Below are 17,379 nucleotides of genomic sequence, written 5' to 3'. Positions count from 1 at the left end.
CTGACACGTCCGTCCTCACCACCCTGCGGGACCGGGCCCGGCCCTACCGTCGATGCCATGTCGATCCTGGTCACCGGAGGCGCGGGCTTCATCGGCTCGCACCTCGTCACCGCCCTCCTCGGCGCGGGGCTCGAGACGCGCGTGCTCGACGCCCTGCTGCCCGCCGCCCACCGCACGGCCCCACCGGTCCCCGACGGGGCGGACTGGCGCCACGCCGACGTCCGCGACGCGGAGGCCGTCGCGGACGCGCTGCGGGGCGTGGACGTGGTCTGCCACCAGGCCGCGATGGTCGGCCTGGGCAAGGACTTCGCCGACGCTCCCGACTACGTGGGCTGCAACGACCTCGGAACCGCCGTGCTGCTGGCCGCGATGGCCCGGGCCGGGGTGCGGCGCCTGGTGCTGGCCGGCTCGATGGTCGTCTACGGCGAGGGCCGGTACGCGTGCGACCGCCACGGAGTCGTACGGCCCGGACCGCGCCGGCCGGCCGACCTCGACGCCGGACGCTTCGAGCCGCCGTGCCCGCACTGCGGCGCACCGCTGACGGCCGGTCCGGTCGGCGAGGACGCCCCCGCCGACCCGCGCAACGTGTACGCGGCCACCAAGCTGGCCCAGGAACACCTGGCTGCCGCGTGGGCCCGGGCCACCGGCGGACGCGTCGCCGCCCTGCGCTACCACAACGTCTACGGCCCGGGCATGCCACGGGACACCCCCTACGCGGGCGTCGCCTCCCTGTTCCGGTCGGCGCTCGCCCGGGGCGAGGCCCCGCGGGTCTTCGAGGACGGCGGCCAGCGACGGGACTTCGTGCACGTCCGCGACGTCGCCGAGGCCAACCTCGCGGCGCTGCACGGCACGGACGCCCTGCCCGAGGGCACGCTGCGCGCCTTCAACGTCGGCAGCGGAGAACCCCACACCGTGGGGGAGGCGGCGGCCGCCCTGGCGCGGGCCCACGGAGGACCCGCGCCGGTCGTCACGGGGGAGTACCGGCTGGGCGACGTCCGCCACATCACCGCCTCCTCGCAGCGCCTGCGCGACGAACTGGGCTGGAAGCCGCGGGTGGCCTTCGCGGACGGCATGACGGAGTTCGCCGCGGCGCCCCTGCGGGCGGGATGACGCGAGGACGGCGTTGTCAGTGGGTCCGTGCATGATCGGTCCGTCGGTCACTTCCAGAGGACGAAGGCGGGGCGGATCATGGCGATCACCAACCAGCAGGTGGCGGAGCGTACGTTTCTGCGGCAGCTCTACGCGGACTCGTACTACCCCGACCACGTCGTGGACCAGGGTCGGGCGGTTCTGCTGCGCCTGTGCGAGCGGATCGAGGCGGAGCAGCCGTCGGACCTCGCGTCCCTGTACGCGCTGACCCACGCGGCGACCGAGGAGTTCAACTCCCTGGAGGACGACTTCGAGGCAGCGGGGAGCCAGATCGAGACGGTGGCCCGCGAGGAGATAGCCGAGGACTTCTGGTTCGTCGCGTCGGCCTACGGCTTCCCGGAGGCGGACGTGGAGGAGCTGATCGCCCCGCGGGAGTGGTGAGCGACAGGACGGCCGGGGGCGGCGAAGCGACCCCGGCCGTCCCGACGGCATTGCCCTACACCCGGTCGGCCGCGATCAGGACGTACTGGAACGAGCCGTCCCGGTAGGACTCGATGAACGCTTCCTCGATCCCGGTGACCAGGGACGACGTGGCGCGCAGCTCCCAGTAGGGGAGGGTCTCCGGGGTGAGGTCGATGACCGTCTGCGGCACGAGCCGGTTGTCGGCCATCGCCCGCAGGTACTCCCTGCGGGAGTGGATGTTGCACTCGAAGTGGGCGTTGATCTGCGACACCCACTTCGACGGCTGGCCGTAACGCGGGTTCCAGCAGCCGGTGATCGTCACGTACCGGCCGCCCACGCGCAGGAACCGGGAGTGCTCGGCGAACAGGTCGTGCAGGTCGACGTACATGCTCGACTCGTTGTTCCAGGAGGCGGCGACGCTGCCCTTCTCGAAGGGCGTGTCGAGCATGTTGCACACCCGGGAGCGGACGTGGTCGTCGATGCGCAGCTCCCGTGCGCGCCGGTTGGCGAACTCCGCCTGCGCGGCGGACAGGGTGACGCCCTCGACCCGGCACCCGAACCGCTGGTGGGCCATGACCATGGACCCGCCGCGCCCGCACCCGGCGTCGACGAGCGTGTCACCGGGTCCGATCGGCCCGAGGTGGTCCAGGAGGAACTCCGCCTGGGCCGACTCCAGCCGGTGCAGCTCCGCGATGAGCCTCGCCTCGTACTCACCGTCCCCCGGGTCGCCGAGCGCGTCGTGGTCCACGGCACCGATGCCGTAGTGGTGGTGGTACAGCCCGTCCACGTCCCCGAGGCGGAGGTTGACCGGCCGCGCCTCGTTGTTCCAGTAGCGGGCGATGTCCTCCTGGTACGGCGTCGCCGGGGCCGGGATCCTCGCCGGAGCGGACGGGGACGCGCCCTCGGAGGCCGAGGAAGAAGCGGAGGCGGCGGCCATGGCCTTGAAGGTCGTTTCAGTGGTCACAGAAGAGTTCCGTTCCTTACCAGAAGTCGGGCAGGCTGTAGCGGTAGGTGTTGGTGCGGTGCCAGTCGTGGTTGCCGTCGGCCCAGGCGGCCACGCCCCTGAGGAAGCGCAGCACGGACGGCACGGGACAGCGCGCCGCGAGGTCGGCCGCGGCGGCCTCGAAGGCGTGCATGAGCTCGTTGTGGACCTCGACCGCCTTGAGGTAGGCGTCCCGGTCGGAGAGGTGCTCGCGCTCGGCGATCACCACCGGCAGGTTCAGGTGCCGGCCCGGGCTGTTCAGCTCCTTGGTGTACGAGTAGAGGTCGTTGACGATGGTGGTCGCGTTGCCGGCGAGGGCGATGACCCGCTGCATGTCCGGGAGGGCGTGCAGGTCGGCGGGCAGCTCGTAGCCGCCCACCGTGTCCGTGATCGTGGGGCAGGGGCGGAAGTTGTTGAACTGGCGCATCGCCAGGTACTCCCACACCTCCGGCACGTGACCGGTCTGCGCCCAGGCCGCCTCGGCGAGGTAGCCCATGTGCAGCCGCGCCATGTCGTGCCGGTACCGGTCGGCCTGGGAGGGCGTGGCCGCGCGCACGAAGTGGTCCATGGCGCTGCGGTACGCCCGGCGCGGGGCGTCCGACTCGAGCGACTCCCGCCACGCCGGCGCGTACTCCGCGGTGGTGTGGAGGTGGTCGAGCGCGGTGTGCGCGAGCAGCAGGCGACCGCCGAGGCCGACGGGCGAGCCGCCGTGGTCCTCGCAGTAGCAGTCGTCCACCGCGTTCTCCGCGACCATCAGCCGCGTGGCGAGCATCAGGTGGTCGACCGTCGGGGCGTCCGGGTGGCAGGCGACCATGTAGCGGCCCACGGAGAAGCCGTCGAACTGTTTCTCCCACTCCTCCGGATAGAGCTGGACCTCGTCCTCGGCCCACCGCTTGATCCGCCGGCTCACCTCCGCCACCCGGACGGGGTCGGGCTCCGGGATCGGGTGGTGGTAGAGGCCGGGCACGACCGGACCCTCGGCGGACGGCCCGCAGGGCGCGGGCCCGGTGTCGGGCGGCACGGCACCCTGCCTGCGGGCCAGCGACAGCGCCGTCGTGCCCAGTCCCGTCGGCCCGCTCAACACGCGCCGGATGACGGAGTCGGACGCCGTCGCGGCGGCGGACGTGCCGGGTACGGCGGTGAGGTCGGGTGCGTCCCTCGCGGCGGTGAGGTCCGGCGCGTCCCGCACCGTGCCGTCGGTCACCGGCGGCGAAGCCGGGGGGAGCGACGGGGCGGGAGCCAAGGAGGGTGGAGGCGGTGACGGCCTTGCCGAGGACGCGGGGGGCACCGACGGCGAGGGCGGTGACGACGGCGTGGTGACCGGCGGGTGCAGCCCGGCCAGGAAGTGCGCGGCGGACGAGGTGACCGGACGGTCCGGGACCGTCGCGGCGGGCGCGTCCGGCGCGGTGGCGGGCGGCGCCGACGGCTGCTCGGGGAGCGAGGTCGGTGGTCCGAGGGACCCGGAGTCGGGCATCGGCGGCTCCTTGCTGCGGTGGGGTGGGCGCTCCGTCCTGGGCGACGGCGGCAGGCGCGGGCCTGCCGGGCGGTGCGGGCGGTCAGCGCGGCCTGGGGGCGATCTGCACGTTCTCCAGCACGCCGAGCGCGTCGGGTACGAGCACCGCTGCGGAGTAGTAGGTGCTGACGAGATAGGAGATGACGGCCTGGTCGTTGATGCCCATGAACCGCACGTTCAGGCCCGGTTCGTACTCGTCGGGCAGGCCGGTCTGGCGCAGCCCGATGACGCCCTGGTTGTCCTCGCCGAGACGCATCGCGATGACGGAGCTGGTCTGCTCCTTGCTGATCGGGATCTTGTTGCAGGGCAGAATGGGCACCCCGCGCCAGGCGGGGACGGACTGTCCGCCGAGGTCGACGTGGTCGGGGTACAGGCCGCTGGCGCTGAAGCCCCGCCCGATGGCGGCGATGGTCCGCGGGTGGGCGAGGAACAGCTTGGTGCCGCGCCGCCGGCACAGCAGCTCGTCCATGTCGTCCGGCGTCGGCGGACCGGAGTGGGGCTGGATGCGCTGCTTGAAGTCGGCGTTGTGCAGGAGCCCGAACTCACGGTTGTTGATCAGCTCGTGCTCCTGGCGCTCGCGCAACGCCTCGATGGTGAGCCGCAGTTGTTCCTCGGTCTGGTTCATCGGGCCGTTGTAGAGGTCGGCGACCCGGCTGTGGACCCTGAGGACGGTCTGCGCGACGGACAGCTCGTACTCGCGCGGGTTGAGCTCGTAGTCGACGAAGGTGCGCGGCAGTTCGGCCTCGCCGACGTGACCGGCGGACAGGGCGATCTCGGCTTCGCCGTGCTTGTTCTGCCGCTGCCGGGTGTGGGAGCGGAAGTCTCGAGGTGGGCCTGCAGGCCGGGCGCGGAGTCCTGGACGGCGGCGAAGTCGGCGCGGGTGAGGGTGAGCAGGGTGCCGGAGGTCTCGGCGGTGACCGTGGAGTCGTGGCGGGCGTCGGGGTCCAGCAGGGCGTCCTCACCGAAGTGGTCGCCGTCGGCGAGGACCGCGAGGGCGATCTCCCCGCCGTACGCGCCCTCGGCGGTACGGCTGAGCCGGCCGTGGGCGACGAGGTGGATCCGGTCCGCGGGGCTGCCGCGTTCGACGATGACCTCGCCGGCCGAGAAGTCGCGCTGGACGCAGCGGTCCGCGAGGGCGGCGAGGACGTCGGTGTCCTCGAAGCCGCGCAGCAGGGCCAGTTCGCCGAGTTCCCGGGGGATCACCCGGACCGCGGCGCCCTCCTGGACGAACTCGACACGCCCGTCGCCGACGGTGTGCCGCAGGCGCCGGTTGACCCGGTAGGCGCCGCCGTTCGCCTCGACCCACGGCAGCATCCGCAGCAGCCAGCGGGAGGTGATCTCCTGCATCTGCGGGGCGGACTTGGTCGTGTGGGTGAGGTTGCGGGCGGCGGCGGTGCTGAGCGACTGCCGGGGTGTGTCGCGGGTGGTCTGCGCCTCCGGGACGCTGTCGACGGTCATCGCGGGAAGGATCTCCTTGCACGGCGGGGTGTCCGACGTGCGCGGGCGCGCCGGACGGGAGCCTGGGAGGGTGGGCAGTGCGGGGGAGGATCACCGGGATCCGCCCGCCTGCAGGAAAGCTAGCCCCTGCCGGGCCCGGAACCGCCGGGGAGACGAAGCGCTTACCCCGAAGCAGTGACAATCAGTTGAATGCGGTTTATATGCCCGTGGGACGACATCGCGCCACCCGTGGCCGGTGCGTGACGGTGCAGGGGCCCGGCGCGGTCCGGTGCGCGGCGTGCACCTGACCCGGTGCCTGCCCGGGCCGCTTTCCTGGTGCCGGGCGGCGATGAGTTCGGGAGGTGCGCACGGTCACCCCTGTACGTGCGGACCGGGAGGGTCCGTGGGCCACGGCGGTGGCGAGCCGCCATGAGGAGGGTCGGGGCATGACCTCACGTGCCGGGAAAGTGACCTGTGACCTGTCGGTCTCCCTGGACGGGTACGCGGCCGGGCCGCACCGGAGCGAGGAGCGTCCGTTCGGGGACGACGGCGGCGACGGCTGGGGCGGCAGGCTGCACGGCTGGATGTTCGACCACCGGGACGAGAACCGGGCCGAGGTCGAGCGGGCCACGGAGGCCGGGGCGTACATCATGGGCCGCAACATGTTCGGGCCCGTGCGCGGCGCCTGGGACCGGGAGTGGACCGGCTGGTGGGGTGAGAACCCGCCGTTCCACGCCCCGGTGTTCGTCCTCACCCACCATCCGCGCGAGCCCGTGCCGATGGACGGCGGCACCACGTTCCACTTCGTCACCGACGGCGTCGGGTCCGCGCTGGACCGGGCCCGTGAGGCCGCCGGGGGCGGCACGGTCTCCGTCCAGGGCGGCGCGACCACCGTGAACCAGTACCTTGCCGCGGGACTCGTCGACGAGCTGCGGCTGCACGTCGTCCCCTTCACGCTCGGGGCGGGCACCCGGCTGTTCGACGGGGTGCCCCCGCTGGACCTGGAGCAGGTGGCGTCACGCGCGGCGACCTCGGTCACCCACCTCACCTACCGTGTGGGGTCCTCGCGCCGCTGAAGCAGGTACGCCGCGGTCAGGGCCACCGCTCGGTCCTCGTCCGCGGACAGCTCCACCAGGGCGGCGGACGCCCGCGCGCCCGGGATGTCGGCGAGGGCCTGGGTGAGGCGTCCGCGGGCGGGTGCCGCCGTGGTGGTGCGGGCGAGGCGTTCGACGATGCCCTCGGCGACCTGGTCCGCCGTCGCGGGGTCCGCCGCCAGCACGCTCAGCGCGTCGGCCGCGTCGGTGTCGTTCCTCCCTTCCACCACCATGTCCAGGAGTGTCGGGACCGCCTCGGAGGCGCCACGGGCCCCCAGCGCGAGGGCCGTGCAGCCGCGGACCACCGGGTCGGTGTGCGTGAGGGCGTCCCGCAGGTGTGCCTCGGCCTCGGCGCCGGGCAACTCGACCAGGCACCGGACGGCACGCTCGCGTACGGCGGCCACGGGGGAGGCGAGGCCCCGCGCGAGCAGGGCCGCGCCCCCGTCGCCCGCCCGGGCCAGCGCCCAGCGCAGGGCGCCGGCGACGTTCGGGTCCGTCTCGCCGAGCGCCGCCTCGGCCAGCGCCTCCGCCGGGACCTCGTCGGCCGAGGACAGGGCCGCGCGCTGACGGGCGGCGGGACTCGCCGACTGCAGCGCCTGCAACAGCGCGACGACCTGGAGGACGTCCTCCCACCCGGACGGGCCTGCGGCGTCGATACGGCGCAGCCGCGTGAGCAACTCGGTCTCCGCCGCGATGCGTTCGCGCGTCCGGTGGACGAGGTCGCCGACGAGCGCCGAGGGCGTGAACCCGGGATCGTCCAGCGCCCGCCCGATCTCCCGCAGCGACAGCCCGAGCGACCGCAGGCTCTCGATGTGGAAGATCCGCCGGATGTCCTCCCCGGAGTACTCCCGGTAGCCCGAGCCGGTGCGCCCCGAGGGCCGCACCAGGCCGAGCGACTCGTAGTGCCGGAGCATGCGGGCACTCACCCCGGACCGCCGCGCCACCTCACCGATCAGCACGCCCTATTGTCCCTCACGCTCCGACACGTCGCCGGGCCCCTGCCCCGGCCCGCCGTTAGGCCCCTGTCCCGGCTCGATGTCCGGCGCCTGTTCCGATCCGCCGTCCGGCGGCTGCCTCGGCCCGCCGTCCGGCGGCTGCTCCGGCCCGCTCCCGGGCGCCCGGCCCGGCCCGCCGCCCAGCGCCACCACGCGCTTGGCCTCCTCGACGGCGGACTCGAAGCCGGTGTCCGGGTCCCGCAGCAGGCGCTGCGTGGCGAGCGCGTGCGCGCGCACCTGCGGATCGGGTGCCGCCGCCGCTCCCCTCAGCGCCGGCTTCGCCGCCTCGCCCAGGGCGACCAGGGCGCGGCTGAGGCTGAGCTGCGTCTCCCGCCCGCCGCGGCCGAGCAGGCCCGCCAGGGCCGTCGCCAGCGCGGCCTCCTCGCCCTCCGGTACGAGCAGGACCGCGGTCCGCCAGGCGCTGCGCGCCACCTCGTCGTCCGGGTCGGCCAGGAGCCGCGGTGTGATCGCCGGCCACGCCCGCCGGTCACCGATCTTGGACAGCGTGTGCAGCGCCTGACTGCGGGCCTGGGCCCGCTCCGAGCGGACCTCGCGGAGCAGCGCGGGAAGCGTCACCGACACGGGGTGCCGGGTCAGCGCCCAGGTCAGCATGTCGCGGACGAAGAACTCCGGCTCGACCGCGCACCGCTCGACCAGCGTGCCGACGTACCGCGGGTCCGGCGCCGTACCGACCGCGAGGGCCGCCCGCAGCCGCACCGACGGGCGACCGTCGTCCAGCGCCTCGTGCGCTCCTCGCGCGTCCGTGTCCTGCCCCGTGACCGTCATGGGGGACCACCTCCTCGCGAGCAGTGAAGGCCTTGTCACCGTGTCAAGGTCAAGGCCGTGGCCGACTAGGGGCGAGTGGCACCCGCGCGGGACGAGGGGGAAAGATGACCGTCCATGAGCAAGCCACCTGCACGGGTCCGACTGGCCGACGCCGCGTTCGCCCTCTTCGACGAGCGCGGTTACGAGCAGACGACCGTCGACGACATCGCCGAGCGGGCAGGGGTCGGACGGACGACGTTCTTCCGGCACTACCGGTCCAAGGAAGACGTGATCTTCCCCGACCACGACCGGCTCCTGGAGCTGATCGACCACCGGCTGGCCACCTCGAGCCACAGCACCGCCCTGGTCGCGGTGTCCGACGCGGTACGGCTGGTGCTGCTGCACTACCTGGACGAGGGCGACCTGGCGCGGCGGCGGTACGCGCTCACCAGCAAGGTGGCCGCCCTGCGGGACCGTGAGATCGCCAGCGTGGCCCGCTACCAGCGGCTGTTCCGCGAGTTCATCGCCGCCTGGATGGGGGACCCCACGAAGTCGGCGTCGCTGCGGGCCGAGCTGATGGCCGCGGCGGTGGTCTCCGCCCACAACCACGTGCTGCGGCGCTGGCTGCGCGGCGAGTCGGCCGACCCGGTCGCCGAGGTGGACGAGGCGATGCGCGAGGTCCTCGCCCTCTTCCCCGCGCGCCCCGCCCCGGCGGGCACCGGGGGCACGACCGTCGTCGCGTTCCGCAGCGGACAGGACCTCGACGCGCTGCTCCCCGAGCTGCGCCGCCTGATGGAGGTCGCGCCGGAACGGTGAGCCGCCCGACCTCCGTCCGGCACGCTCCCCCGCGGACGCGACCTCCCTCGGACGCCCGACGTCGTACGTCCCTCAGGTCACCGGGCCCGTCACCCGGGGCGCCGGGTCGTAGGCGCCCTCGGCCACGAGGTCCCGCAGGCGGCGTGCCGCGGTGAGCAGGTCGCCGTGGGTCGTGTAGAGCGCGTGGACGCCGAAGCGCAGCAGGTCGGGGGCGCGCATGTCGGCGATCACGCCCCGCTCGGCCAGCGCGCGCGTCAGGGCGTGGGCGTGCGGGTGGCGCAGGGAGACCTGGCTGCCGCGGCGGTCCGGGTCGGCCGGGGTGACGGAGCTGAAGCCGAACGGGGCGAGCAACTCGTCGGCGCAGCGCAGGAAGAACCCGGTCAGCGACAGGCTCTTGGCACGGACGTCCGCCAGGTCCACCCCGTCGTAGGCGGTCAGGGCCGCTTCGAGGGCGAGCAGGGACAGGATCGGGGGCGTGCCGATCCGGGCCCGGGCGATGCCGGGAGCGGGTGTGTAGTCCCTGCTGAGGCCGAAGGGGTCGGCGTGGCCGGTCCAGCCGGGCAGCGGGGTGCGCAGCTCGGCGTGGTGGCGGCGGGCCGCGTACAGGTACGCGGGGGCGCCGGGGCCGCCGGAGAGGAACTTGTAGCCGCAGCCGACCGCGAAGTCGACGCCGAGGGCGTCCAGGTCGACGGGCAGGGCACCGGCCGCGTGGCACAGGTCCCACACGGCGGTCGCGCCGGCGTCGTGCGCGGCCCGGGTCAGGGCCCCCATGTCGAACAGCTCGCCGGTGCGGAAGTCGACGGGCGAGTAGCTGATCACGGCCACCCGCTCGCCCTCGGCCCGCAGGACGTCGGGCAGGCCGGCCGGTGGCACCCGCCGCAGCTCCAGTCCCCGGCGCTCGGCGACCGCGGCGGCCACGTAGCGGTCGGTGGGGAAGTGCCCGGGGTCGGTGACGAGCAGGGTGCGGCCCGGCCGGAGCGAGACGGCCGCGTCCAGCGCGGTGTACAGCTGCACGCTGGTCGAGTCGCCCGCGACGGTCTGGCCCGGTGCGGCGCCGAGGAGCGCGCCGATCGCGTCGCCCACCCGCAGCGGCGCCTCCCACCAGCCGTTGTCGTTCCAGGAGCCGATCAGGTCGGTGCCCCACTGCCGCGTCACGACGTCGGTGAGGACCGGCGGGACGGCGGCGGGCAGCGGACCGAGGGAGTTGCCGTCGAGGTAGACGACGCCCGGCGGGAGCAGGAAGCGGTCGCGCGCGTGCGCCAGCGGGTCGTCGGCGTCGAGGCGCGCGGCGGCCTCGGCGAGGCGGGACTCGGCCGGGGCGGCCGCCGGCGTGGTGTTCGTCGAAGTACCGGTCGTCGAGGCACTGGTCGTCGGTGGAGTGGTCATCGGTGCGCGGTCTCCTCGTGGGCCGGTTCCGGCCGGCGGTCCGGGAAGGCGGCCGCCATCTCGCGGAGGGTGTCGGCGACGGCCCGGGCGCCGGGCGCGCCCGGCTCGATGAGGGTGTAGTGCCCGGTGCCGGGCAGGACGACGGTGCGCAGGTCGCGGTGGACGGCCGCGTAGTCGGCGAACTGGGTGAGCGGCACCTCCTCGTCGACGGCACCGTGCAGCAGCACGGTCGGCACGCCGGTCGTACCCGCGCCGCGCAGCAGGGTCAGCGGGTCGACCTCGGGCAGGCGCTCAGCGAAGTGCTCCGGTCCGCCGAGGAGTTGCAGGGCCGCGCCGTTGCTGAGGTCGTCGTCGCGGGTGGCGGCGAGGTCGGTGAGCGGCGCCAGGGCGAGCACGCTCGTCGGCAGGGCGCGGGTGTGCCAGCGCGAGCCGGCCGGCAGCAGTCCGCGCGCGGCGCACCACAGGGCCAGGTGCCCGCCCGAGCAGTGCCCCGCCAGGACGTACGGCCGCCCGTCGGGGAGCGTGTCGACGATGCGGGCGACGTCGTCGAAGGTCTCCGGGTAACCGCCCGCTCCGCCCGAGCGGCGGAAGCCGGGCAGCAGGACGTCGAAGCCCTGCTCGGCCAGGTAGGCGGCGAACGGGGTCAGGTGCATGCGGTCGTAGCGCCAGTAGCCGCCGTGCAGCAGGATCACCCGCGGCGCGTCGGGGTCGTCCGCGGGCCAGGCGTCGTACACCTGGTGGGGGTGGTCGCCGTAGCGGCCGTGCACCGGTGCCAGGACCGGCCTCAGGCTCAGGACACGCTGCTCCTCCTCGGCGGCGAAGGCGGAGATGACCCTAGACGTCACCGCGCACCTCCCACAGCTCGGGGAAGACCGGGCGGGCCGCGCGCTGCTCCAGCCACGCCAGGCCCGAGGAGCCGGCGCTGCCCGGCTTGGAACCCATGGCGCGGCGCACCACGAGGACGTGCTCGAAGCGCCAGCGGGTGACCAGTTCGGCGATGTCGGTGAGCAACTCGCCCAGCGCCAGGTGCGGGTGGTGCTGCGGGCCGGCGTAGATCTCCCGCCACACGTCCACCACCCCGGGGTCGGAGGCGTACGGCTCGGTCACGTCCCGCTCGCGGACGCGCATCGGCACGTGCAGGCCCTGGCGGTGCAGGAAGCCCAGCACCTCGTCGTACAGGGACGGTTCGCGGTAGGTCTCGCCGAGCGCCTCGTGGACGGCCGGGTCACCCCGGTGGGAGCGCAGCAGGCCGGCGGACTTGTCGCCGAGGAGGAACTCCAGGTGCCGGTACATCGCCGACTGGAAGCCGGACGCCTTGCCGAACGCGGCGCGGAAGCCGTTGAACTGAGCGGGCGTCAGCGCGGCGATCGGCGCCCAGGAGCCGTTGAGCGCGGTCAGCGCGCGACGGCTGCGGGTCAGGGCGTCCATGGCCGCCGGCAGGTCGTCCTTGGCGAAGGCCACGCGCGCGGTGCGCCACTCGTGGACGATCAGGGTGAACCAGAGCTCCATCACCTGGGTGGTGACGAGGAAGCCCATCTCGTCCGGCGCGTCGGTGAGCGGCTGCTGCATCGAGTTGAGCGCGGAGGCGTGCACGTAGGTGTCGTAGGGGCTGGCGCCGGTGAAGGGCCGGGTCAGGGCGTCGTCCGCGATCGGGTCGGCGAGCGCGGTGGTGCGGTCGTTCATCGCATCTCCTGGTGCTGCGGCCGTGCGGACGACGGCCGCGTGAGGGTGCGGCGGATGTGGGGCCGGCGGGGCAGGTGGTCAGACGCCGAGGTGGGCCCCGCCGGAGGCGTCGATCCACTGGCCGGTCACCCAGCGGGCGTCGTCGCTCGCGACGAAGGCGACCACGTCGGCGATGTCCGTGGGCTGTCCGAGCCGGTTGAAGGCGGACGCCTCGGAGTAGCGGCGACGGATCTCCGGGATCGCCAGCGTGGGGTTGATCTCGGTCTCGGTGTAGCCGGGGGCCACCGCGTTGACGGTGATGCCCCGCGGGCCCAGCTCCTGGGCGAGGGTCAGGGTGAGGTAGTCGAGGGCGGCCTTGGTCATGGTGTACGAGACGATCGCGGGGAACGCGACCCGGGTGGCCACGGAGGAGACGTTGATGATCCGGCCGCCGTCGCGCAGCCGGGCCAGGCCGCGCTGGATGATGAAGAACGGCGCCTTGGTGTTGATCGCGAACACCCGGTCGTAGTCGGCCTCGGTGACGTCGGCGAGGGGGCGCGGGACGGTGATGCCCGCGTTGTTGACCAGGATGTCCAGGGCGCCGTCCGCGCCCCGGTCGGCGAGCGCCCCGTCGAAGGCGGACCACAGGGTGTCGGCGTCGCCGGGCACGCCCAGTTCGGCGTGGACGGCGAACGCCCGGCCGCCGTCGGCCTCGATCTCCTTGACGGTCCGCTCGGCGGCGCCCAGGTCGTGGCCGTAGTGCACGGCCACCAGCGCGCCCTCGTGGGCGAGGCGACGGCTGATGGCCCGGCCGATTCCCCGGCTGCCGCCGGTGACCAGGGCGGTCTTGCCTGCAAGGCGGGCGGTGCTGCTCAACGTACGTCTCCTTCGCTGGGTGCGGGCGGGGGCGGCGGTGCGGGGGTGCGCAGTGGCCGGAGAGCGCCGTGCTCGGCGGCGGTCAGGCGGTCGGGTGTCATGCGTCGAAGTCCAGGACGACCTCGGGGGTCTCCGGCCGGGCCCGGCACACGAGCGTGTAGCCCGCGGCGCGGTCGCGGTCGTCCAGGGCGTGCTGCCGGTCGGCCCGCACCCGTCCGGACAGCACCTTGGCGCGGCAGCTCCCGCACACGCCCTCACGGCAGGCGTACGGCACGTCCGGGTGCCCGCGCAGCAGGGCGTCGAGGATCACCCCGTCCCGCGGCCCGACGGTGGTGTGCCGGCGGTGTCCGTCGAGCAGGGCGGTGACGTGGCTGGTCCCGGCGGCCGGGGGCGGTGCCGCGGTGCCGGGGGCGGGGGTGGCCGGTGCGGGGACCGCGGGTGCGGTGTCGGAGGTGAACAACTCCCAGCGGACGAGCGCCGGTTCCGCGCCCCAGCCGTCCAGGAACCGTCGTACGGTGTCGATCAGGCCCGGGGGCCCGCACAGCGCGAACGTGGTGTCCGCGGAGGGCCGGGCGTCGAGGACGGTGAGCAGGCGCGACAGCACATCGGCGTCGATCCGGCCGCGGAACGTGCCGCCCCCGGCGGTCCCCTCGTCGCGGGTGAGGACGTACTGGACGGTGAAGCGGTCGAGGAACGCGTCCTTGAGGGCGGCCAGTTCGTCCGAGAGCAGGGCGTACGCGGCGGTCGGCACGGAGTGGACGAGGGACACCCGGCAGGCGGGGTCCCGGCGCAGGGCGTCGGCGGCCAGTGCGGCCAGCGGGGTGATGCCGGAGCCGCCCGCGATCAGGACGTGGTGGGCGCCGGGCCGGTCCGGCAGGGCGAAGTGACCGGTGGGGGAGGACAGGTCGAGGCGGTCGCCGGGGACCAGCCGGGCGGCTAGGGCGCCGAAGCCGTCCGGCGACCCGCGCTTGATCACCAGGCGCAGGGCCGCGGGGTCGTCCGGCGGGGGGCACAGCGAGTAGGTGCGGCGCAGTTCGCCGTCGGGGCGCCGGTGGCGGACGACGACGTGCCGGCCGGGCCGGCGGGCGAAGACCTCGCGCAGCGCGGCGGGTGCCTCCAGGGTGACGGCCACGGCGTCCGGGGTGAGGGGGCGCACCTCGGCGACCGTCACGGGGTGCCAGCGGGCGCGCGTGTCCCCGGGCCCGGACGGCCGGTCGGCGGACGTCCCGGGCCGCAGGACGGCCGGTGGGGTGGCGGCGGTGTTCACGGTGTGCCTCACAGCGCGGTCAGGTGGGGGAAGGGTTCGCGGCACGCCGTGCACCACAGCACCGACTGGCAGCGGGACGGCCCGAAGGGGCTGTGCGGCCGGGTGGCGCGCGAACCGCAGTGCGGGCAGGCGACCGCGCCCAGCTCCACGGCGACCGGGCCGCCGGGCGTGGCGGGCAGCGGCGGGGCGATGCCGTGGGCGGCGAGCCTGCGCCGCCCCTCGGGGGTGATGCGGTCGGTGGTCCACGGCGGGGACAGCACCTGCCGCACCCGGCCGTGGGGGTGGCCGCAGACGGCCAGGACCTCACGGACGGCGGCGGTGATCGCGGGCAGCGCCGGGCAGCCCAGGTAGGTGGGGGTGATCTCCACCTCCAGGACCCCGTCCGGCCCGGGGCCGACGGCGCCCACCACCCCCAGGTCGCCGAGGCTGAGGAAGGGCAGCTCGGGATCGGGCAGGGCTTCCACGCGTCCGCGTACCTCGGCGACACCGAGGGACGTACCGGTGCGGCCGGCGGCGCTCCCCGCCGCTGCCCCGTCGCTTCCCACGGCGCCCGCCACGTGCATCCCCGCGGCGTTCACCAGGTCCCCCCGGGAAACTGCCGGTGCACCGACTGCAGTTCACCGACCAGGTCGGTGAACTCCTCGGTGTGCAGCCCCGAACGGCCGCCCCGCGCCTGCCAGGACGGCGTCGGCACGGTGAGCCCCGCCCCGGTGACCACCTCGGTGACGCGCCGCTCCCACTCGGGGCGCAGCGGCGCCGGGGAAGGCACGGTACCGGCGGCGGCGAGGCGCCGTACGACGTCGTCCTCGTCGAAGAGTTCGGCCGTGTAGGGCCACACCCGTTCCAGGCCCTGCTGCATCCGGTGCGCGCTCTCCGGCGTGCCGAGGCCCAGTTGGCGCACCCAGCGGTCGGCGTGCAGCCGGTGGAAGGCGACCTCCTTGGCCGCCCGCGCACCGAACGCCGCGAGTTCGGGGTCCGGGCAGCCGGCCAGGGCCTCGTAGAGCAGCGCCGCGTAGTGGGTGTGGACGAGCTGGCGGGCGACGGTCACCGCGAAGTCGCCGTTGGGCAGCTCCGTCAGCAGGGCGTTGGTGAACTCGCGTTCGCGGCGCGTGAAGGCGAGGTCGTCCTCGGTGCGGCCGGTGCCGTCGAGCCGCCCGGCGAGGGTGAGCAGCGTCCGCGCGTGGCCGACGAGGTCGAGGGCGATGTTGGACAGGGCCAGGTCTTCCTCGATGAGCGGTGCCCGCGTGATCCACGCGCACAGCCGCTGCCCGAGCACGAGCGCGTCGTCGCCCAGGCGCAGCAGATAGGTCGCGAGGTCGGCACCGGCGGAGGGGACGCCGGGGACGTCCACCGGGGTCTCACTGGTCGTGGTCACCTTCGGGCCCCTTCTCGGTGAGCGGCGGGAAGTGCTCGGGGTAGCGGTAGGGCTTGTGCCGGGCGCCCGCGAAGTACGGGTCGCGTTCGTCCGGGGACGCCGCGTGCACGGCGTCCGAGCGCACCACCCACAGCGACAGCGGGTCGCCGCGACGCGTGTACAGGTCGCGGGCGACGGCCAGTGCCGCGTCGGGGCCGACCGCCCGCACCGAGCCCACGTGCTGGTGGGCGAGTCCGCGGCGGGCCCGCAGGAAGACCTCCCAGGACGCGGGCGTCCCCTCGTCGTCGCGGTTCATGCGCGCTCCTCCTGCGCCTGCCGGGGGACGCCCGTGCCGGCGCCGGCGGGTGACCCGGCGGCCTCCTCGCGGGCCGCGTACGCGGCGGCTGCCTCCCGCACCCAGGCGCCGTCCTCGTGGGCCGCCCTGCGGTGGTCGATGCGCCGGCGCGCCCAGTGGGTGTCCTCGCCCAGGGCCGTGCGGTAGGTGTCCCAGTCGATCGGGGTGAAGTCGTAGTGCCCGCGCTCCTCGTTCCAGCGGATCGCCGGGTCGGGCAGGGTCAGGCCGAGCCGCTCGGCCTGCGGGACGCACGTGTCGACGAAGCGCTGGCGCAGTTCGTCGTTGGTGTGCCGCTTGATGCCCCAGGCCATCGCGCGGCGCGAGACGGCGGCGCCGAGCGCGGCGGTGCGGGCGTCGGAGCCGCCCGCCTCGGTGTCGGGCGGCCCGAACATCAGCGCCACGGCCGGCAGCCACCAGCGGTCCACCGCGTCCTGCGCCATCGCCTTCTGCTCCGGTGTGCCCTCGCACAGGGCGCGCATCAGGTCGTACCCCTGGCGCACGTGGAAGGCCTCCTCCTGGCAGACGCGGCGCATGGCCCGCGCGTACGGCCCGTACGACGTGCGGCACAGCGGGGCCTGGTTGATGACGGCGGCGCCGTCCGTCAGCCAGGCGATGGCGCCGGTGTCCGCCCAGGTCAGCGCCGGGTGGTTGAAGGTGGCGGAGGCGCGCTGGCGGCCGTGGTGCAGGGCGTCGAGCAGGTCGGCGCGGTCCACGCCCAGTGTCTCGGCGGCGGAGTACAGGTACAGGCCGTGACCGGCCTCGTCCTGGACCTTGGCGATGAGCACCGACTTGCGGTGCAGGGACGGGGCACGGGTGAGCCAGGCGCCCTCGGGCTGCATGCCGATGATCTCGGAGTGGGCGTGCTGGGCGATCTGGCGCGTCAGCATGCGGCGGTAGCCGTCGGGCATCCAGTCGCGGGGCTCGATCGTCTCGCCCTCGGCGATCAACGCGTCGAAGTGGGCGAGGAGTTCGTCCTCCGTGGCGCCCGGGGCCCGCCCGGTGCCGTCGGCGACGGCGGTCGGCGCGGTCACGCGGCACCGCCCACGCGGACGGGGCCCGCCGCGACGGCGGCGCGCACGGGGGGCTCGGGACGCACGGGCCGTCCTGCCGTGGACCGGACCCGTACCGGCTGCCTGGGCACGCGCATCACTCCCTGATTCGGGGCCCGCCCGCCTCCCGCGGTGCGGGACGGACCGGACGGAGCAGGTGTCTTCGTTCCGGTACAGAGGCCGGGCGGACGCCCCGGCTATCCCCGCCGGCCGCGGTTCGGGCGCGTGACAAAGGTCACGGGCGGGCCGGGGGAGTGCGCACGGCCCCGGCCGCCTC

The 17,379-nt window shown here is 74.7% G+C and carries 16 protein-coding genes and 2 pseudogenes; 4 read left to right on the top strand and 14 right to left on the bottom strand.

The window, feature by feature from the left end; translation table 11 throughout:
- Positions 1–57: 57 nt before the first annotated feature.
- Positions 58–1,110, top strand: a complete 1,053-nt coding sequence (locus tag E4U92_RS32660) for an NAD-dependent epimerase/dehydratase family protein (protein ID WP_137304052.1) — start codon at positions 58–60, stop codon at positions 1,108–1,110.
- 78 nt (positions 1,111–1,188) lie between these two features.
- Positions 1,189–1,530 carry a DUF5713 family protein gene (locus tag E4U92_RS32655; RefSeq protein ID WP_137304051.1) on the top strand — a complete coding sequence of 114 codons (342 nt, stop codon included), beginning with the start codon at positions 1,189–1,191 and terminating at the stop codon, positions 1,528–1,530.
- Between the two features lie 55 nt (positions 1,531–1,585).
- Here the strand turns inward: E4U92_RS32655 and E4U92_RS32650 are convergent, their stop codons facing one another.
- The 3 genes and pseudogenes from E4U92_RS32650 to E4U92_RS32640 all read right to left on the bottom strand — a co-directional run bounded on the left by E4U92_RS32650 (position 1,586) and on the right by E4U92_RS32640 (position 5,504).
- The gene (locus E4U92_RS32650) at positions 1,586–2,488 is read right to left on the bottom strand and encodes a geranyl diphosphate 2-C-methyltransferase (RefSeq protein WP_137304066.1); all 903 of its coding nucleotides are present in this window, start codon (positions 2,486–2,488) and stop codon (positions 1,586–1,588) included.
- A 43-nt stretch (positions 2,489–2,531) separates the two neighbouring features.
- Positions 2,532–4,007: a family 2 encapsulin nanocompartment cargo protein terpene cyclase gene (locus E4U92_RS32645; protein ID WP_137304050.1), complete on the bottom strand. Its 1,476-nt coding sequence runs from the start codon at positions 4,005–4,007 to the stop codon at positions 2,532–2,534.
- Between the two features lie 82 nt (positions 4,008–4,089).
- Positions 4,090–5,504: pseudogene (locus tag E4U92_RS32640) on the bottom strand (family 2B encapsulin nanocompartment shell protein).
- A gap of 425 nt (positions 5,505–5,929) precedes the next feature.
- On the opposite strand from E4U92_RS32640, the gene E4U92_RS32635 reads away from it, so the two are divergent.
- Positions 5,930–6,559, top strand: coding sequence for a dihydrofolate reductase family protein (locus E4U92_RS32635; protein WP_137304049.1), 630 nt, complete (start codon positions 5,930–5,932; stop codon positions 6,557–6,559).
- Here the strand turns inward: E4U92_RS32635 and E4U92_RS32630 are convergent.
- Positions 6,532–7,536 (bottom strand): MerR family transcriptional regulator, encoded by a 1,005-nt coding sequence (locus tag E4U92_RS32630; protein WP_137304048.1) that lies wholly within the window; start codon positions 7,534–7,536, stop codon positions 6,532–6,534. The two genes, E4U92_RS32635 and E4U92_RS32630, sit on opposite strands and share 28 nt — an antisense overlap.
- 171 nt (positions 7,537–7,707) lie before the next feature.
- Positions 7,708–8,358, bottom strand: a pseudogene (locus E4U92_RS32625) (HEAT repeat domain-containing protein); the annotation flags it as partial.
- Positions 8,359–8,472: 114 nt separating this feature from the next.
- Between E4U92_RS32625 and E4U92_RS32620 the strand changes: the two are divergent.
- A complete protein-coding gene (locus E4U92_RS32620; RefSeq protein WP_137304046.1) occupies positions 8,473–9,153 on the top strand; it encodes a TetR/AcrR family transcriptional regulator in 681 nt (226 codons plus the stop codon).
- Between the two features lie 72 nt (positions 9,154–9,225).
- On the opposite strand, the gene kynU is transcribed toward E4U92_RS32620, so the two are convergent.
- The 9 genes from kynU to paaA form a co-directional block, all read right to left on the bottom strand.
- The gene (kynU, locus tag E4U92_RS32615; RefSeq protein WP_137304045.1) at positions 9,226–10,539 is read right to left on the bottom strand and encodes a kynureninase; all 1,314 of its coding nucleotides are present in this window, start codon (positions 10,537–10,539) and stop codon (positions 9,226–9,228) included.
- A complete protein-coding gene (locus tag E4U92_RS32610; RefSeq protein ID WP_137304044.1) occupies positions 10,536–11,384 on the bottom strand; it encodes an alpha/beta hydrolase family protein in 849 nt (282 codons plus the stop codon). Before E4U92_RS32610 ends, kynU begins: the two co-directional genes overlap by 4 nt.
- Positions 11,374–12,222 (bottom strand): tryptophan 2,3-dioxygenase, encoded by an 849-nt coding sequence (locus tag E4U92_RS32605; protein WP_137304043.1) that lies wholly within the window; start codon positions 12,220–12,222, stop codon positions 11,374–11,376. The genes E4U92_RS32610 and E4U92_RS32605 overlap by 11 nt, the downstream gene beginning before the upstream one ends.
- Positions 12,223–12,300: 78 nt before the next feature.
- Positions 12,301–13,077: an SDR family oxidoreductase gene (locus E4U92_RS32600; RefSeq protein ID WP_137304042.1), complete on the bottom strand. Its 777-nt coding sequence runs from the start codon at positions 13,075–13,077 to the stop codon at positions 12,301–12,303.
- A gap of 97 nt (positions 13,078–13,174) precedes the next feature.
- The gene (locus E4U92_RS32595) at positions 13,175–14,344 is read right to left on the bottom strand and encodes a 2Fe-2S iron-sulfur cluster-binding protein (protein WP_137304041.1); all 1,170 of its coding nucleotides are present in this window, start codon (positions 14,342–14,344) and stop codon (positions 13,175–13,177) included.
- 8 nt (positions 14,345–14,352) lie between these two features.
- On the bottom strand, positions 14,353–14,808 hold the full coding sequence (gene paaD / locus E4U92_RS32590) for a 1,2-phenylacetyl-CoA epoxidase subunit PaaD (protein ID WP_137304040.1): 456 nt from the start codon (positions 14,806–14,808) through the stop codon (positions 14,353–14,355).
- Between the two features lie 110 nt (positions 14,809–14,918).
- Positions 14,919–15,719: a 1,2-phenylacetyl-CoA epoxidase subunit PaaC gene (paaC, locus tag E4U92_RS32585; protein WP_229863528.1), complete on the bottom strand. Its 801-nt coding sequence runs from the start codon at positions 15,717–15,719 to the stop codon at positions 14,919–14,921.
- A complete protein-coding gene (locus tag E4U92_RS32580) occupies positions 15,703–16,014 on the bottom strand; it encodes a 1,2-phenylacetyl-CoA epoxidase subunit B (protein WP_137304039.1) in 312 nt (103 codons plus the stop codon). The genes paaC and E4U92_RS32580 overlap by 17 nt, the downstream gene beginning before the upstream one ends.
- Positions 16,011–17,084 carry a 1,2-phenylacetyl-CoA epoxidase subunit PaaA gene (gene paaA / locus E4U92_RS32575; protein ID WP_137304038.1) on the bottom strand — a complete coding sequence of 358 codons (1,074 nt, stop codon included), beginning with the start codon at positions 17,082–17,084 and terminating at the stop codon, positions 16,011–16,013. The genes E4U92_RS32580 and paaA overlap by 4 nt, the downstream gene beginning before the upstream one ends.
- Positions 17,085–17,379 lie beyond the last annotated feature (295 nt).

Origin of the sequence: Streptomyces galbus, from assembly GCF_005280195.1 — a bacterium.
GTDB classification, from domain to species: Bacteria; Actinomycetota; Actinomycetes; order Streptomycetales; family Streptomycetaceae; genus Streptomyces; species Streptomyces galbus.
The sequence above is the reverse complement of the archived record's forward strand: the minus strand, read 5'-3'. Positions and strand labels throughout refer to the sequence as shown.

What these genes read in the sequence shown, in the direction of transcription:
- E4U92_RS32660 (WP_137304052.1), top strand. Translation starts at nt 58, where the DNA reads ATGTCGATCCTGGTCACCGGAGGCGCGGGCTTCATCGGCTCGCACCTC.
- E4U92_RS32655 (WP_137304051.1), top strand. Translation starts at nt 1,189, where the DNA reads ATGGCGATCACCAACCAGCAGGTGGCGGAGCGTACGTTTCTGCGGCAG.
- E4U92_RS32650 (WP_137304066.1), bottom strand. Translation starts at nt 2,488, where the DNA reads ATGGCCGCCGCCTCCGCTTCTTCCTCGGCCTCCGAGGGCGCGTCCCCG.
- E4U92_RS32645 (WP_137304050.1), bottom strand. Translation starts at nt 4,007, where the DNA reads ATGCCCGACTCCGGGTCCCTCGGACCACCGACCTCGCTCCCCGAGCAG.
- E4U92_RS32635 (WP_137304049.1), top strand. Translation starts at nt 5,930, where the DNA reads ATGACCTCACGTGCCGGGAAAGTGACCTGTGACCTGTCGGTCTCCCTG.
- E4U92_RS32620 (WP_137304046.1), top strand. Translation starts at nt 8,473, where the DNA reads ATGAGCAAGCCACCTGCACGGGTCCGACTGGCCGACGCCGCGTTCGCC.
- kynU (WP_137304045.1), bottom strand. Translation starts at nt 10,539, where the DNA reads ATGACCACTCCACCGACGACCAGTGCCTCGACGACCGGTACTTCGACG.
- E4U92_RS32605 (WP_137304043.1), bottom strand. Translation starts at nt 12,222, where the DNA reads ATGAACGACCGCACCACCGCGCTCGCCGACCCGATCGCGGACGACGCC.
- E4U92_RS32580 (WP_137304039.1), bottom strand. Translation starts at nt 16,014, where the DNA reads ATGAACCGCGACGACGAGGGGACGCCCGCGTCCTGGGAGGTCTTCCTG.